This is a genomic window from Acidobacteriota bacterium, assembly GCA_016196065.1.
Classification (GTDB): Bacteria; Acidobacteriota; Terriglobia; order Terriglobales; family Acidobacteriaceae; genus Acidiflorens.
The window spans coordinates 519,952-534,685 of sequence record JACPYL010000025.1 but is presented as its reverse complement, the minus strand read 5'-3'; the positions used below and the strand labels follow the sequence as shown (position 1 = coordinate 534,685).

Below are 14,734 nucleotides of genomic sequence, written 5' to 3'. Positions count from 1 at the left end.
AAAAAGGCCCTGTAAGAATGCCGACTGAATCAAATCTGCGACCGGGCGTGAATCGAATCGTTCCGCGGTATCCCTTTGAAGCGCGCTTCAAGATTGAGATTGAACGTCCGCAAGGACCGCTCGCGGCCGAAGGCTGGGCTCGCGACATCAGCGAGAGTGGCATCGGTGCCTTCGTCGCATTGCCGCTCGAAATGGGTGAGACCGCCACCCTCCGCATCCCGTTAGAGAAGGGCGTCGAACTAGTTGTCCCCGCCCAAATCACCAGGATTCTCGGCACCCAATATGGTTTTCAATTTCTGGCACTGAGTGCGCGGCAGCGAGACCAGATTCTGCATGCAGTCGTGGGCAAGAAAGCGGTCGCGTACCAGACCGCCGTTGTCTAAGGCGCGAGGAGTGGTTCGCAATAAACCGGTCTATGGCCGGAACTTCCGAAGGTTGCAAACCCCGCAAGGCTGAATTAACCTACTGATTCCTTCCGTTTATTCACCTCAGCCGGGATGGCGGAACTGGCAGACGCAGCGGACTCAAAATCCGCCGACCTTCGGGTCTTGGGGGTTCGACTCCCCCTCCCGGCACCACAATCAATCCCTCCGGTTTTCGCGCCGCTGGTCATTCCACCTTGATCTCAAACATCGAGCGTGATCCATGTTGGCGCGTGGTCGCTCGCGTTCTCCTGCCCGCGCGCCCATCGGTCAACACCGCCGTCCACGAGCCGGTCTGACAAATTCGGCGAGAGCAGAAAGTGATCGAGTCGCATGCCTTTGTCCTTCTGCCACCGTTCAAATTTGTAATCCCAGAATGTCCAGAGCGGCCCGTCCGGATGTAGCTTCCGCATAGCGTCGGTCCAGCCTTGGGCCAGCAAACGCGCAAAAGCCTGTCGGCTCTCGGGTTGGATCAGAGCGTTGTTATCCAACGACCGGGTCGGATAAATATCCTGCGGAGTCGGCACGACGTTGTAGTCACCGGCCAGCACCACGGGTGCGCCGCTCGCGATGAGTTCGGCGGCGTGAGCAATCAGGCGCTCAAACCAGGCCAACTTGTAATTGAATTTCGGGCCAGGCTGCGGATTCCCATTGGGAAGGTAGAGGGAAGTGATCAGGACTCCCTGAACCGCCGCTTCAATGTAGCGAGCTTGATGATCCTCATCTGGACGATCTTTAGCTTGACGATCAGAATTTGCCGGCAAACTTGTGCGAGTGACTACGGGAACGCAGTTTCGCGCGAGAATGGCCACGCCGTTCCAGGAGCGCTCCCCTTGCCAGACCGCTTCGTACCCGAGAGTCCGAAGGGCATTCACGGGAAAGGCTTCCTGCTCTGCCTTGAGCTCTTGGAGACTCACCACGTCCGGTTCAGCTTTCGCTAACCAAGCCAGGAGGTTGTCGAGCCGCTTATTGATGTTGTTAATGTTGAAGGTGGCGACTTTCAGCGGGTCCCTTTCTGTCCCTAGGGGGCGCACCCTTTCTGGGGGAGTATAAACCGAAAAAATGTGGCTGCCTCCACCCTTCGTTTTTGGAAGGGTGGGCTCGATGGTGGACTAATAATGTACTGTATTGAAACATCTAGTCCAATTGTGAGATAAGTAATTGTTCTGATTACGGTTCTTCGTGGACTATATGACGGATATAGACTCAGATTTCGTCCACTTGGCTCGGTTGGCTCTGGAAGGCAAGTCCGCCGATGTCGCTACCCTTGTGCGTCGCACCCTTCGAGGTCTCATGCGTCGGAGACCCGACCTCAGTGATTCTGCGAAGCGAGTTTTGGCCTTTGCCGATTCCAATATAGTCCGTGGGTTCCAGGAACAGACGATCCCCGTCGACGTCGACAGCCGTCAAGAACTACTTCGACGGGACGAGGAAACAACGCTTCCGGTTGAACCGATCTGGCCTTCGCAAGTGGGGATCGAACTCGCTGGCGTTATCCGTGAGCGCGAACGATCCGAGCAGCTCGCGGCCGCTGGACTTCTTCCGACGCGATCGATGTTATTCACCGGACCGCCGGGGGTCGGGAAAACTCTTGCTGCGCGCTGGCTGTCCAGGGAACTACGGCTTCCGCTTTTGACGCTGAATCTCTCAGCAGTGATGAGCAGCTTTCTCGGGCGTACGGGAAATAACATTCGCGTCGTGCTGGACTACGCCGCGAAATCTCCAGCCCTCCTGCTACTCGATGAATTTGACGCCGTCGCAAAGCGTCGCGACGACAGCGCAGAAATCGGAGAGCTAAAACGGCTCGTGACGGTTCTCGTGCAGGCGATCGACGAGTGGCCTTCCAACAGTCTGCTCGTCGCTGCAACGAATCATCCCGAACTCTTGGATCCCGCCGTGTGGCGTCGTTTCGATCAAACGATCGAGTTTCCCCTTCCTACGCAGCCAGAGATAGCAAAGAACATCGAGGCTCTGATTGGCTCCGGCCAGAGTGACCTTCAGAGCGCCGTCGACGTTCTTTCGCAATTGCTCGTCGGCGCTTCGTTCTCCGACGTGTCGCAACACATCACACGCGCGCGAAGAGACTCCCTCATGAGCGAAACCCCACTGGGAGATGAGCTGATGCAATTGGCGGGGAGAATCGCACAAAACGCCCCGCTACCCATGAAAGTCGGCATCGCCGCGGAGCTCCAGCGACAAGGCTACTCTCAGAGAAAAGTTTCGGAGGTTACGGGCCTTTCACGCGACACGATTCGTAAACACACAGTGGAAGGAGGCGCTGCTTAGATGCCTCGACAAAATAATTTTCTTTTGGGTCATGGAGAGCGACTCACTCAACGAGTGGATGTGCCGTCCGGCGGTGGCGAAAAGAATCCGCCCTACAATTTCGAAGCCGCTCGCGCCCGCATCGCGACTCGCATGGCCGCGGTTGCTAGTGCTCTTCGACAACTTCCAGACGATGCTTCCCCAGGTGGACAAGTCGTCGCCGTCATGACGATGCATCCGCGCTACGTCTCAAAGAGCGACTTTCCGACAGATCTGCTGAACACTCTCGGGCTTAGAGCTGTCGGCAGTCGGACCAGGACCGTGCGGCCGGAAGCTTGGGGTGTTCAAAAACATCCTGAAGCGGCCGTGACCGAAGACATTTTCGTCACCGGATCTAGGGACAGGATCGCAGGTTGGGCTAGAGATGTTTCGACGTGGGCTCCAACGCATCGAGGAGCGCAGCATTTGTCGCACGTTGAAGATGTTGCCGAGTTTTCCGCGAGAGAAAAACTTCGGATGGTCCCTACTGATCGGACCGAGGGCGTTTTGGAAGTAGTTTTGCACAATGCGGGCGACCAAGCAGTCGTTGATGCCTTCATCGAATACGCTCGAAGACATGGAGCCCAGCCCATCGCTGATCGCCGTCGAAACGTGAAGGGCCTAACCTTCGTTCCTGTTCGCACAGAGTTCGCATTGGCTGAGCAGTTGGCACGCTTCTCGTTCGTCCGTGTTGCGCGTCCAATCCCGACTCTGCGCCCCCTGCGGCCGGGAATCACCCGAACGGTCCGCAACAACGCAGTTACGTTGCCGACGGATGGCCCGCATGACACTTCGTTTCGAGCCCTCGTCTTCGATGGCGGATTGCCGAACGTTGCGGTCACAGCTCTTTCGCCGTGGGTGACGTACATCGAGCCTGCGGGCATCGGTCCTGCTGTACCTGAACTTCAGGATCACGGCTTGGCTGTGACCGCGGCTCTACTCTTCGGACCGATCAATGGAACTCTCCGACGGCCGATTGCGCCGGTCGATCACGTTCGCGTGCTCGACGACGCGACCGGGACCGGAGCGGACCTCGAATACCTGGATGTTCTCGATCGGATCACGACGTTTCTCGACACGAATCCCGGTCGTTATCAGCATGTCAATTTGAGTATCGGTCCGAACATTCCGATTACCGACGACGAAGTGACGGCGTGGACAGCCTCGCTCGATCAGCGGTTCGCGGGAGGAAACTCGGTCGTCACAGTTGCGGCCGGGAATGATGGCGATCGCGATGCCGCGAGCGGGCTGAACCGAGTGCAACCGCCCGCCGATGCGGTCAACGTGCTCGGCGTCGGGGCCTCTGATGGCAATGGAACAACGGGTTGGCGACGTGCTGGGTACAGTTGCGTCGGTCCGGGCAGCAGTCCCGGCATCGTTAAGCCGGACGGGATTGCGTTCGGGGGATCTGATCGCGAACCATTCATCGTGCTTGCTGCGCGGCCGGGTCTCGTGACTGAGGGGATTCAGGGAACAAGCTTCGCATCTCCCTTTACGCTCGGATCGAGCATCGGCGTCCGGGCACAGCTCGGTACTGAGTTGTCTCCTCTCACGATTCGCGCGCTGATGGTGCATCGAGCTGATCCAGCCGAGCATGGAAGACCTGAGATCGGTTGGGGACGATTTGAATCTGACGCCGTGCGGCTCATCACTTGCGAGGATGACGAAGCACTCGTTGTCTACCAAGGAATCCTCCCGGTAGGAGAACACCTGCGAGCGCGAGTTCCTGTGCCGCGCGAACCTTTGCTCGGTAATGTTCAACTCTCAGCGAGTTTGGTGATCGCTCCGGAAGTGGATCCAGAGTATCCGGGGGCCTACACGCGCAGCGGACTCGAAGTCGCGTTCCGACCTGATTCGACAAAGTTCACTGAGTACGAAGACGGTCGCCGCTCTGCTCATCCGCAATCGAAGTCGTTTTTCTCGTCGTCCAACATGTATGGTGCCGCCGAGTTCGTGATGCGCGACGACGGTCATAAGTGGGAACCATGCTTGCGGCACACGAAGACGCTTAGAGCTACGAGCCTCAACAATCCCTGTTTTGATATTTACTACCATCACAGGGAGGCGGGAATGGCCGCCGATGCGCCCCAACCGATCCCGTACGCCTTCATCATCAGCCTTCGCGCGCCGAGGATCCCTGATCTCTATAACCGTGTCGTGAGAGCCTACGCAAATGTGCTCGTTCCACTCCGACCGCGACTCCGGATTCAGGTTCAGAGTTAAGCAAGAGGGACACGATCGAGATGCAAGACCTACGAATAGATCCCTGGCGCCTCGTGTCCAAGCTTCTGCACGTACTCAACGTACGAGCCGGGATATACCGTGGGATTGCGGTCCGTACCGCTCTCGCCGCCCAGTTCCAGCACACGTGAGCCGAGTCCGCGAAGGAACATGCGGTCATGCGATACGAAGATCATGGTGCCTTCGAAATCTTTGAGGGCGTCCACCAGCATTTCTTTGGTTGCGAGATCCAAGTGATTGGTCGGTTCGTCGAGCACCAGGAAGTTCGGCGGGTTGTAGAGCATGCGTGCGATTGCCAGGCGCGACTTTTCTCCGCCGGAGAGGGCGCGGATCTTCTTATCTGTGTCTTCGCCGGAGAACTGGAATGCTCCCGCCAGGTTCCGCAGCGAGCCGATACTGTCCTGGGGGAAATCTTGTTGTAGTTGTTCGGCGACGGTGAGATCGGAACTGAGCACGTCGAGCGATTGTTGCGCGAAGTAGCCCATATACAGGCTGGCGCCGAGCTTTACACTTCCAGCATCTGGGGTAGTAGCGCCGGCAATCATCTTGAGCAGTGTGGTTTTGCCCGCGCCGTTTCTTCCCATGACGGCCCAGCGTTCGCCGCGGCGGATGGTGAGATTGAATCCTTCATAAATCACGCGCGGCCCGTAGCTCTTATGCAGATTCTCAAGGACGGCCACCTGTTCGCCGGATCGCGGTGGAACGCGAAAATCAAATTTCACGACCTGCCGTTTCTTGGGCAGTTCGATCTTCTCGATCTTGTCCAGGGCCTTGATCCGGCTCTGCACCTGGGCGGCTTTGGCGGCGTGCGTCCGGAAGCGATCAATGAAGCGCTGCTCCTTGGCTAGCATGGACTGCTGCCGGGCGAACGCCGCCTGCTGATTGCTCTCTCGGATCGCCCGCTCGCGCTCGTAGAAATCGTAGTTGCCGGAGTAGGTGATGATCTCGCCGCCATCAATGTCGGCAATCTTTGAGACCAGGCGATTCATGAACTCGCGGTCGTGCGAAGTCATCAGCAGCGCGCCGGGGAATGACTTGAGAAACTGTTCCAGCCAGATGATGGATTCAATGTCGAGATGGTTCGTCGGTTCGTCCATCAGCAATACGTCCGGCATTCCGAGCAGGACGCGCGCCAGCGCAACGCGCATCTTCCATCCGCCGGAGAGGGCGCCCACGTCGCCGTCAATCTGATCGTCTTTGAATCCCAGACCGTGGAGCACTTCACGCGCTTGCGATTCGAGCGCGTAACCGCCCAGGTGCTCGTACTCCTCCTGCACGTGACCGAAGCGATCAAGGATGCGGTCCATTTCATCCGCCTTGTCAGGGTCGGACATTTCCCGCTGCAAAGCTTCGAGTTCGTGGTGCAGATCGCCGACGCGTCCGCTGCCTGCGATCGCTTCATCCAGGACCGAACGACCCTGCATTTCCTCGACGTCCTGGCGAAAGTAGCCGATCGTCAACTTCTTGGGGACAGAGACATTGCCGTCGTCGGGACTCTCCTCGCCGACCACCATCCGGAAGAGCGTTGTCTTGCCCGCCCCATTGGGGCCGACCAGTCCGACTTTTTCGCCGGGATTCAACTGAAACGAAGCGTCCACGAAGAGCAACTGCTTGCCATACTGCTTATTGATGTTTGAGAAAGAGATCATTTTGGAGGAGCGACTCGCGGCACGGGGCCTCTTCCAGTGTAGCGTGACCTGAAAATTGTCGGCGAATGCTGGCGTTGGATTATTGGTAAGTTGATATAGACTTTGGATTGTTTTTCTGGCTCAACACAGGAGATCCCGCATGAGAAAAATTGTTCAAAGGAGTCAGATCACGAGACGCGGGTTCTTGGAAGTTAGTTCAGCGGCCTTGGCGACCGCAGGACTTCTCGGAGATGCCAACGCAGCAAATGCGACGCCCGTAGCCGGGAATGCTGTGGACGCGGCTAAACCTGACTCGGCGCCAATCACAGGCAAAATTGCGCTGGAAGAACACTTTGTGCTTCCCGAAACCGCCGACACAAGTTACGCGATAAGAGATCTTCCAACGCCCGAACTTCGGCAGAAGGTCCTCGACGTGGGCAGCGGACGCATCGCAGAGATGGACCGCGGTGGTGTCGAAATCGCTATCCTCTCGCACGTTGCGGCTGGGATTCAGGCGATTCCCAACGTTTCGCAGGCTATCGATCTAGCACGGCGAATCAATGACTATTTGGCCGATCACATCGCAAAGTATCCCAAACGACTGAAAGGCTTTGCGGCTTTGCCATTGCAGGATCCTCAGGCGGCCGCTCGTGAATTGACACGTTGCGTGCATGAACTGGGATTCTGCGGGGCGTTGGTCAACGGATTCTCACAGATCGGCGAAGCCGATTCGGCCGTTCCTTATGATTTGCCGCAATACCGTGCGTTCTGGGCAACGGTCCAGGAGCTCGATGTGCCGTTCTATCTACATCCTCGTCCTCCCCTGAGCACCCGCCAGCAGGCCTACGAAGGGTACCCGTGGCTCGCCGGTTCGCCGTGGGGCTTTGCGGTCGAAACTTCGATTCACGCTCTTCGCCTGATGGCCAGCGGGCTGTTCGATGAGTATCCCAAACTCAGAATTATTCTTGGCCACCTTGGCGAAGGACTGACGTTCGGCATCTGGCGCGTGGACCATCGCATATCTAGGGGTAGCGGTACTCCGAAAGCGAAGCTGCCGATGAGCCACTATCTGCGTGAGAATTTCTACATCACTACCAGCGGCAATTTCCGCACGCAGGCGCTGACCAATGTGATTCTCGAAGTTGGAGCAGACCGCGTGCTGTACTCGGTGGACTACCCTTTTGAGGACATGGTCGAGGCGAAGGACTGGTTCGACCAGGCCAGCATCAGCGAGCCAGACCGCATGAAAATTGCCCACGGTAATGCCCAGAAATTGTTCCACCTCTAGAACGAAGCGAACGTCACCGGAAATGCCGACGTCACCACATTCTCGTCTGTCACCACATTCTTGAACGGCCCTGCATTTCCTCGACGTCCTGGCGAAAGTAGCCGATCGTCAACTTCCTGGGGACAGAGACCGCGCCCTCGTCGGGAGTTTCCTCGCCGACCATCATCCGGAAGAGCGTTGTCTTGCCCGCCCCATTGAGGAGATGCGGACAGCAACAGTTAAATAGTCCCTGGGCTTATTACCGAGGCTTCGTGTTTCTGCAATTGTCCGTTTCACCACGGAGGGCACGGAGACACCGAGGAAGGAACATGGCAACACTTGCGCCATACCCTGTTTGTGTTTCCGAATTGGCACTAATCCCGAATGTTTTCGACGTGTTTCTCTATGTTCATGTATCAGCCGCATACAATCCAGGGTTTGCTCTCAGCTCCCGGCACGTCCGGCCATTCCAAACCAATCGCTGAAACTCTGGAAGGCTTTGTTGGCGGCAAGCGGTGTCAGAATCGCGTGCATCAGGAGATAGTAGGCGAGCAGGGCCGGTATCGGCCAACGCACGCGGCCCGAACGCCATTCCACGAGGACGATGGCGGCGCAGGCGACTTCCAGAAAAATCAGCGACGCATAGAGAGCTACGTTGAAGTCGGGCACGAGCGAGGGCAACACGATCTGGAACAGTCTCTCGAGGGCCGCTTCCAGAGGAATGAACGCGCTGGCGACCAGAGCGGTGACGTGCAACCGGATGTCGCGCCGGCGTGCCGCCGAGATGGCAACGGCGACTAATACACAGAAGAAGACGATCCCGGTCAGGTCGAGGACGACGAACTTCACACTCACCAGTTCGAAACTGGTCATGTTCTTGTAGGCCATCATTCGGACCACATAGACCCCGGTCGCCGCCACGATGGCAGCAAGCAGGACAGAGGAATAGCCCACGAGGCGATGCAGGCTGCGCCGTCCGCTCCGTATCAGAGCGTACTGGAGCAAGGGGAGGACCATCCAGGCGGTCGCGGACCACGCGTGCAGGTGATGCGGCAGCGGCGCCTCCGGCAGTCTCGCGAAAAAGCTGGGCCAGAAACCCGCCACCGTCAGAGTCAGGGCAGTCGCAAAGACGGGCCAAGGATGCCGTATCGCCTGATGAAACTGGGTCGTTGACATGGCGGGGCCACTATACCACCGAGCGGCGGCCCGAGCAGAAACTTGCCGGCCAGCGCTGGCAAATTGGGGATCAGTGAACAGAAATCGGGACTGCAAAATCCACACTTGACATCGCCAGATAATCCACTACCATGCGGTTGTGGATAAATTAGGTACAACGTTTGCGGCTTTGTCTGATCCAACCCGGCGGGCAATGATCCAACGACTCTCCCATGGGCCTGCCTCGGTGCATGGATTGACGGAACCGTTTGCACTCTCGCAGCAGATGATTTCAAAACATATTGCCTACCTGGTGCGGGCGCGGATTGTGATCAAGACGAAGCGTGGACGAGAGAGTGTGTGCACGCTTAGGCCAGCGGCGATCAAGACGGTCAGCGACTGGGCGATTAGCTATCGCCGATTCTGGGAAGAGAGCTTCGACAAGCTGGAAGTGGTCGTGAAGGAAATGAAAAGAACGGAGGTCCAGAGATGACGAAAAGCACGATGAACGAACCAGAGCGGATGGTGATCACAAGAGTTTTTGATGCCCCACGCGAGTTGGTTTGGAAGGCGTGGACAGACCCGCAGTACGTGATGCAGTGGTGGGGGCCGAAGGGCTTTACTGCGCCCGTTTGCCAGATGGATTTTCGCGTTGGGGGAAAATCTCTCCTCTGCATGAAGATGCCGGATGGGCAGGAGTGCTGGAATCTGGTTGAATACCACGAGATTGTTCTGCACGAGAAGATCGTTTCCTCCATGTACTTTTCGGACTCAAAGGGAAACAAGGTTGACGCCGCCCAATTAGGAATAGAACATGAGGCCATCGACGGTGCGTACGACGTGACCATCTTTGAGGATCTCGGAAACGGCCAGACGAAACTCACCTTCATTGGAAATGAACCCATGGAGAGCGCGAAAGAGAGCGGTCAAATGGAGGGATGGAACCAGATACTCGATAAAATTGCCGCAGTCGTTACCAAGCTAGCGCAGGCGAAGTAAGAAGTTGGAGTTTTGATGATTGTCATGCGCGAGATCTGAACGTAACGCAACGCTGGTCCGTGCCGGAAAACCAAAGGGTGGGCGGGGCGCGTGGTCCGGCTTTCAAACTGCAGAAGCCACCACAGAGTTGTGCCGGCAGCATCGCCGCCCACCCCTTCGACAAGCTCAGGGCAGGCTCTTGCAAAAAACGCAAGGATGGCCCCCTTGCGTGGGAATTTGCTATACAAAGCAGAAACCGTCCCGTCTGCCCTCCCCAAACTTCTCGTCACGACTTGGAGTTGACACTTGGGCGCTCTAGGGATAATATCCAAGTATGACAACCAAGCCGGAGACCCCCGCCGTACATTTCGCCGATCTTAAAGCGCTTGAAACAATCATCAAGACCCTCGAGCCTCTCTCTGAAAGCGAACGTGAAAGAGTGCTCCGGTGGACCGGCGAGAAGCTAGGCATCCAGCCGGCCCTCCTCGGGCGGACAAAGATAGGGCCGAAAAAGCCAGCGATTGACGCGGCATTTGAAAATCACCCTGACGGTTTCCAGAGCGTTGGTGAGTTCTTGGCTGCTGCATCCCCCCAAACTGATGCGGACCGCGTTCTCTGCGTCGCCATATATCTCCAAGATTTCAGCGATTCCCCTGATGCCACGCTTTCGGGTAAGCAGATCAATGACGTTCTAAAGGACCTCGGACACGGCGTCAAAAACATTACTGACTCAATCAATACGCTCAAGTCGCGAAAGCCACAACACATGATTCAGACCAAAAAAGCAGGCAAGTCAAAGCAGGCATGGAAGGAATATCGAGTAACACGAGCAGGACTGGAATACGGTTATCGTCTTATTAGCGAAGGGACGGACAGGAATGAGGAATGAAAACAATGACAAAGACGAGACGTACCTTAAGTGTCGAACGAATGGAGATGATTGAACGTCTCGTAAGCCCCGCTTCTGGCAATTTGCATCCGCTGTTACGGCGGAATTCTTGAGTTATGGAGTCGAGCATGGCTGATGCCAAAATTGAAATCAAAATGGGTGGGTTCGCGTTCACGGGAGAAGGCACCGAGAAATGGCTGTCGGGGGAACTAGAGAAAGTATTGGCGAAACTCTCTGAACTGGCAGACGTCACACAATTGGAAACAACTGCGGCCGAAAACAGCGAAGGTGGAATCACAAAAAAGAAAAATGGCAAGTTGGGCACTCTTGCTGCCTTCTTGAAAGAAAAAAATACAACCAGCAATCAGGTCAAAAAGTTCCTCGCGACTTCAGTTTACCTGCACGATACGACTGGAAAAAACAGGCTCACTACTACCGAAGTTAAGAACACTTTGAAGAACGCGAATCAACCGAAATTGAACAATCCATCGGATTGCCTTAACAGCAATGTAACGAAGGGGCACTGCGAGAAGGACGGCGATAAAGGATTTTTCGTGACTGATCCAGGTCGGGCGTCTCTCGGCATGTGACATGATTGCCGCCTCCTCAGCACTATCCGCAATTCCGCCCGGGCTACGCGATCCGCTGCTCAAAGAATACGGCACCATTGTGCAAAACTTTCTTGAGCAGCGTTGGCTTCCTTCCGAATTGCACGGGGGGCGATTCAGCGAGACTGTATACACAATTCTCGACGGCCATGCGAAGAAAGGCTATGCCCCTGCTCCTGCAAAGCCATCTGACTTCGTGGGCGCTTGTCGCTCACTAGAGAAGAACAAACTGTCGCACGTCCCTCACAGCTTTCAGATTTTAATCCCTCGTATGCTTCCTGTGCTCTACGACGTGCGGAATAACCGCAACGTGGGGCATGTCGGAGGCGATGTTGATCCAAACCACATGGATGCGGTCGTTGTGCTCTCGATGTCAAACTGGATTATGGGCGAACTCGTCCGTGTGTTTCACAACCTTACGACGACACATGCTCAACAATTAGTGGACGCGCTAGTTGAGGTGAGGCTTCCCGCGGTGTGGACGGGGGATGACGGAATTAAGCGCGTCCTTGAGACAACTCTAAAACTACACGAAAAGATTCTGCTTCTTGCCGCCGTGTCAATGCCGGATGTTACTTCAGCGCAGTTGGTCGAGTGGATCGAATATGGCGATAAGAAATACGTAATGCGAACAATCCGCGGCCTGCATAAGAAGCGGCTGATCGAATTCACGGAACAAACCGACAGAATTCGCATCCTTCCTCCCGGCACGAAAGCGGTCCAGGAAGTCATCCGTGAGAAGAATCTGTCTGGCATTGTTTAGAAGGTCTGATAAGGGACAGGCGGAACTGACCCCATTTCTTTTGTCCGCCTGGTGCCCCAGGTTCCGCGTAGCCGAAGGCGAGCTAACCTGGGATTGCCGAATCATTCAAGATATTCGGATGGTCTAAGGAGTTGCCCCGCCCAGGTTAGCGCCCCAAAACCAGAGAAGTGAAAACCGCAGACGTTATATGACGCGGCGCGAACCTGGGGCACCAGGCAAAAAACACAAGGATGGGGCACCCTCCGTGGCAATCGTGCAATGCAGAGATGGGCCACCCGCCTTTCACAATAAATTAGGAAGTCAAATTTTTGGCGTGCCCCGCAGCTCGCGGTTTCGAGATGTGGGACCGTCATTACTGCACGAAGTCCACGTAACCGTGCCGCTGCAGGAATTTAAAATAACCCACCCAGTCAAAATTATTTTGCGGGCCCAGTTCCATCTCCGTGTTTTGGATGACCTCGGCTAGATTGCGTTTGCCATCGCACCAGTAAAGTGCTGCCATGGTTGGCGACCAGAAGCCGCTGTCAGGAAATCCTTCCCGCTGACTCTCTGGAATCTCATCCAGTGGGAGAGCGCCCATTCGCTTGCGGCGAACGATGATCTTTTCGGCTTCGGGACCGAAGTTGGGGGGCATCGGCTGTATCGTTGCCAAATGAAGTTGCGTTGCACGGTCTTTCACGGCGCCTTCGATCCGCACTTTCTGCGCGCCGGCAAAGAAGGCTAGTGCAGCCAGTTCCTGCGGGAGATTGACGGCTTGTTTGACCGCCTTGGTTTCGCGCGCCAGGTTGTAGTCAACGCGAGCCTTCTCCCAATAGAGAAGATGTCCCAGGCTGTCGGCGTCTCTTGCCGCAGCCACCAGGTCCAGGCTGTTTGCCGTCCCCGAATTGATCTGATCGTATCCGCGCTCCACTGCTAACTCAGCCATCCAGTGCATCTGCTCCGGTCCCGCCGATGCCAGAAAATATGCGTAAGCCGCGTTCATGACGGCGAGGTCGCGCAGGGATTTGGGGTCGACCTGCGCGGGGGTATCGAAGCTGGTGTGGTGGGCAGGGATTCCGTGGCCGCTATTCACCGAGGTCGTGGGAATGCCGATCATCGACTCGCCGAGGTCATCGTCGGTTCCGCCGTAGTATGCGCCCCGGTTGTACTCACTCCATAAATGAGGACGGCGCACCATGGGGAAATATTCCGCGGCAAGGCGCACAGTGAATGCATCCACAAAAGAACTGGCCGATTGCGGATTCATGGACCAGATGAATTGCGTTCCTGCCATGTACTGCCATCCGGCGGGTGTGTCGATGCACATCGCGGCGATGGTTCGCTTGGTTCGATCCTTGTGGGCATCGAGATACGCGAGCGTGCCATAGCGCTCGCCCATGGCCAACATGCGGATGGTCCGCTTTGGCCTGGGTAATTTGCCTTCCTTAATCAGCCGGTTGAGGGTGGTTATGGCTTCAAGAATGGATGCGACGCCTGCGGAGTTATCGTTGGCGCCCTCTTCATATAAATGTCCGAGTGAGAGCACTTCCTCTGCGTCCGCGCCGTCGGTGCCTTGAATGACGCCGCTTACATACGGATACGTCCCGCTGTAGTAACGTGTGTCAACGTTGGCGCGGAGCTTCACTTGTCCTTTTTTTAGCAACTCAGTAAGGTATTGCTCCTGTCGCGGTGTAATGGAGAGGCACACCGTAGGCGTGTCGTTTTTATTGAAGGCCCAGCCGTTATCGCCGAAATCGTTCTCCCAGTCGCGCTCGTCCAACAGCGTGCGGTTCACCCCGCTCTCGCGAACCATACCCAGCGCACCGGCCTGCTTCAAATCGGTCTTGGACATGCGGTGGCCAAGCACCCACTTGCCTTTCAGATCCGCATTGCGAATGTCCTTGGGACGCAGCACGAGCTCACCCTCGACGCCTCCGGGTGGAGTGGGACCGCTCCACTGGCACAGCGAGGTAGGAATTTTCTGATAGTCGGCAAGAACGCGCATGTCCTCTGGAACCTGAGGCGACACGATTTCCAACGTGGCAGAATGCGCGTCCCACGCCATCGGCTGCGTCCAAAAACCGTTCTGCGTCACACCGTCGGCGGGCCCCTGGCCTATCTGGACGTCGTCCAGTCCTGCCTGCCGCATCATCTCCGCGACATTCTTTGCGGTCTGCTGAAATCTGGCGAAGTCAAAATAGCGGTCGGTTGCCCACATTGCCTCCATGTTCGTAAAGGCTTCCGTCGAGTTGACGCTGGCCAGCAGAAGCTTCAGCAGGTCAGTGACAGGACTCGGGCCTGAGGGTCCCGGGTCGTGTCCTGAGATCGCGTGCTCGGCGGTGGCTAGGGCGGCTGGAGTGGGCGAGGGATAAGAAGTTGGAGGCGCGGGGGAATCGGCGGCGGTCTGTCCCCAAACCAGGCTGACACTTAGCAGCAGGAGCAGAGCTAGTCGTTTTGATGGGTGGATTTTCATGAGCCCGTATTATCGGGATCATGCCGC

Annotated in this window: 14 protein-coding genes and 1 tRNA gene; 10 read left to right on the top strand and 5 right to left on the bottom strand. The window is 56.5% G+C overall.

Features of this window, described 5'->3' with window-relative positions; genetic code table 11:
• Positions 1-17 precede the first annotated feature (17 nt).
• Together HY010_20140 and HY010_20135 are read left to right on the top strand one after the other, a co-directional pair.
• Positions 18-383 carry a PilZ domain-containing protein gene (locus HY010_20140; GenBank protein MBI3478049.1) on the top strand — a complete coding sequence of 122 codons (366 nt, stop codon included), beginning with the start codon at positions 18-20 and terminating at the stop codon, positions 381-383.
• A gap of 108 nt (positions 384-491) precedes the next feature.
• Positions 492-578, top strand: a tRNA-Leu gene (locus HY010_20135).
• Positions 579-625: 47 nt separating this feature from the next.
• On the opposite strand, the gene xth is transcribed toward HY010_20135, so the two are convergent.
• The gene (xth, locus tag HY010_20130) at positions 626-1,426 is read right to left on the bottom strand and encodes an exodeoxyribonuclease III (protein MBI3478048.1); all 801 of its coding nucleotides are present in this window, start codon (positions 1,424-1,426) and stop codon (positions 626-628) included.
• Between the two features lie 187 nt (positions 1,427-1,613).
• Here xth and HY010_20125 point away from each other — a divergent pair, with 187 nt between their 5' ends.
• Both HY010_20125 and HY010_20120 read left to right on the top strand, forming a co-directional pair.
• Complete coding sequence (locus HY010_20125; GenBank protein MBI3478047.1) at positions 1,614-2,708, top strand: ATP-binding protein; 1,095 nt, start codon at positions 1,614-1,616, stop codon at positions 2,706-2,708.
• Entirely contained in the window at positions 2,709-4,949 is a 2,241-nt protein-coding gene (locus HY010_20120) for a S8 family peptidase (protein ID MBI3478046.1), read from the top strand.
• Between the two features lie 29 nt (positions 4,950-4,978).
• Here the strand turns inward: HY010_20120 and HY010_20115 are convergent, their stop codons facing one another.
• Entirely contained in the window at positions 4,979-6,616 is a 1,638-nt protein-coding gene (locus HY010_20115) for an ABC-F family ATP-binding cassette domain-containing protein (GenBank protein MBI3478045.1), read from the bottom strand.
• Between the two features lie 301 nt (positions 6,617-6,917).
• On the opposite strand from HY010_20115, the gene HY010_20110 reads away from it, so the two are divergent.
• Positions 6,918-7,883 carry an amidohydrolase gene (locus tag HY010_20110; GenBank protein MBI3478044.1) on the top strand — a complete coding sequence of 322 codons (966 nt, stop codon included), beginning with the start codon at positions 6,918-6,920 and terminating at the stop codon, positions 7,881-7,883.
• A 49-nt stretch (positions 7,884-7,932) separates the two neighbouring features.
• Here HY010_20110 and HY010_20105 read toward each other — a convergent pair whose 3' ends face one another.
• Together HY010_20105 and HY010_20100 are read right to left on the bottom strand one after the other, a co-directional pair.
• Positions 7,933-8,049: a hypothetical protein gene (locus tag HY010_20105; GenBank protein MBI3478043.1), complete on the bottom strand. Its 117-nt coding sequence runs from the start codon at positions 8,047-8,049 to the stop codon at positions 7,933-7,935.
• A 257-nt stretch (positions 8,050-8,306) separates the two neighbouring features.
• Positions 8,307-9,038 (bottom strand): hypothetical protein, encoded by a 732-nt coding sequence (locus tag HY010_20100; protein ID MBI3478042.1) that lies wholly within the window; start codon positions 9,036-9,038, stop codon positions 8,307-8,309.
• A gap of 118 nt (positions 9,039-9,156) precedes the next feature.
• Here HY010_20100 and HY010_20095 point away from each other — a divergent pair, with 118 nt between their 5' ends.
• The 5 genes from HY010_20095 to HY010_20075 all read left to right on the top strand — a co-directional run bounded on the left by HY010_20095 (position 9,157) and on the right by HY010_20075 (position 12,255).
• Positions 9,157-9,510, top strand: a complete 354-nt coding sequence (locus tag HY010_20095; protein MBI3478041.1) for a winged helix-turn-helix transcriptional regulator — start codon at positions 9,157-9,159, stop codon at positions 9,508-9,510.
• On the top strand, positions 9,507-10,016 hold the full coding sequence (locus tag HY010_20090) for an SRPBCC domain-containing protein (protein MBI3478040.1): 510 nt from the start codon (positions 9,507-9,509) through the stop codon (positions 10,014-10,016). The genes HY010_20095 and HY010_20090 overlap by 4 nt, the downstream gene beginning before the upstream one ends.
• A 313-nt stretch (positions 10,017-10,329) precedes the next feature.
• Positions 10,330-10,884 (top strand): hypothetical protein, encoded by a 555-nt coding sequence (locus HY010_20085; protein MBI3478039.1) that lies wholly within the window; start codon positions 10,330-10,332, stop codon positions 10,882-10,884.
• A 128-nt stretch (positions 10,885-11,012) separates the two neighbouring features.
• A complete protein-coding gene (locus HY010_20080; protein MBI3478038.1) occupies positions 11,013-11,474 on the top strand; it encodes a hypothetical protein in 462 nt (153 codons plus the stop codon).
• A gap of 1 nt (position 11,475) precedes the next feature.
• The gene (locus tag HY010_20075; protein ID MBI3478037.1) at positions 11,476-12,255 is read left to right on the top strand and encodes a hypothetical protein; all 780 of its coding nucleotides are present in this window, start codon (positions 11,476-11,478) and stop codon (positions 12,253-12,255) included.
• Positions 12,256-12,607: 352 nt separating this feature from the next.
• On the opposite strand, the gene HY010_20070 is transcribed toward HY010_20075, so the two are convergent.
• The gene (locus HY010_20070) at positions 12,608-14,707 is read right to left on the bottom strand and encodes a M28 family peptidase (protein MBI3478036.1); all 2,100 of its coding nucleotides are present in this window, start codon (positions 14,705-14,707) and stop codon (positions 12,608-12,610) included.
• Positions 14,708-14,734 lie beyond the last annotated feature (27 nt).

Coding starts and splice junctions, on each gene's coding strand:
- HY010_20115 (MBI3478045.1), bottom strand. CDS start 6,616: ATGATCTCTTTCTCAAACATCAATAAGCAGTATGGCAAGCAGTTGCTC.
- HY010_20120 (MBI3478046.1), top strand. CDS start 2,709: ATGCCTCGACAAAATAATTTTCTTTTGGGTCATGGAGAGCGACTCACT.
- HY010_20090 (MBI3478040.1), top strand. CDS start 9,507: ATGACGAAAAGCACGATGAACGAACCAGAGCGGATGGTGATCACAAGA.
- HY010_20080 (MBI3478038.1), top strand. CDS start 11,013: ATGGCTGATGCCAAAATTGAAATCAAAATGGGTGGGTTCGCGTTCACG.
- HY010_20070 (MBI3478036.1), bottom strand. CDS start 14,707: ATGAAAATCCACCCATCAAAACGACTAGCTCTGCTCCTGCTGCTAAGT.
- HY010_20140 (MBI3478049.1), top strand. CDS start 18: ATGCCGACTGAATCAAATCTGCGACCGGGCGTGAATCGAATCGTTCCG.
- HY010_20075 (MBI3478037.1), top strand. CDS start 11,476: ATGATTGCCGCCTCCTCAGCACTATCCGCAATTCCGCCCGGGCTACGC.
- HY010_20085 (MBI3478039.1), top strand. CDS start 10,330: ATGACAACCAAGCCGGAGACCCCCGCCGTACATTTCGCCGATCTTAAA.
- HY010_20105 (MBI3478043.1), bottom strand. CDS start 8,049: ATGATGGTCGGCGAGGAAACTCCCGACGAGGGCGCGGTCTCTGTCCCC.
- HY010_20100 (MBI3478042.1), bottom strand. CDS start 9,038: ATGTCAACGACCCAGTTTCATCAGGCGATACGGCATCCTTGGCCCGTC.
- HY010_20125 (MBI3478047.1), top strand. CDS start 1,614: ATGACGGATATAGACTCAGATTTCGTCCACTTGGCTCGGTTGGCTCTG.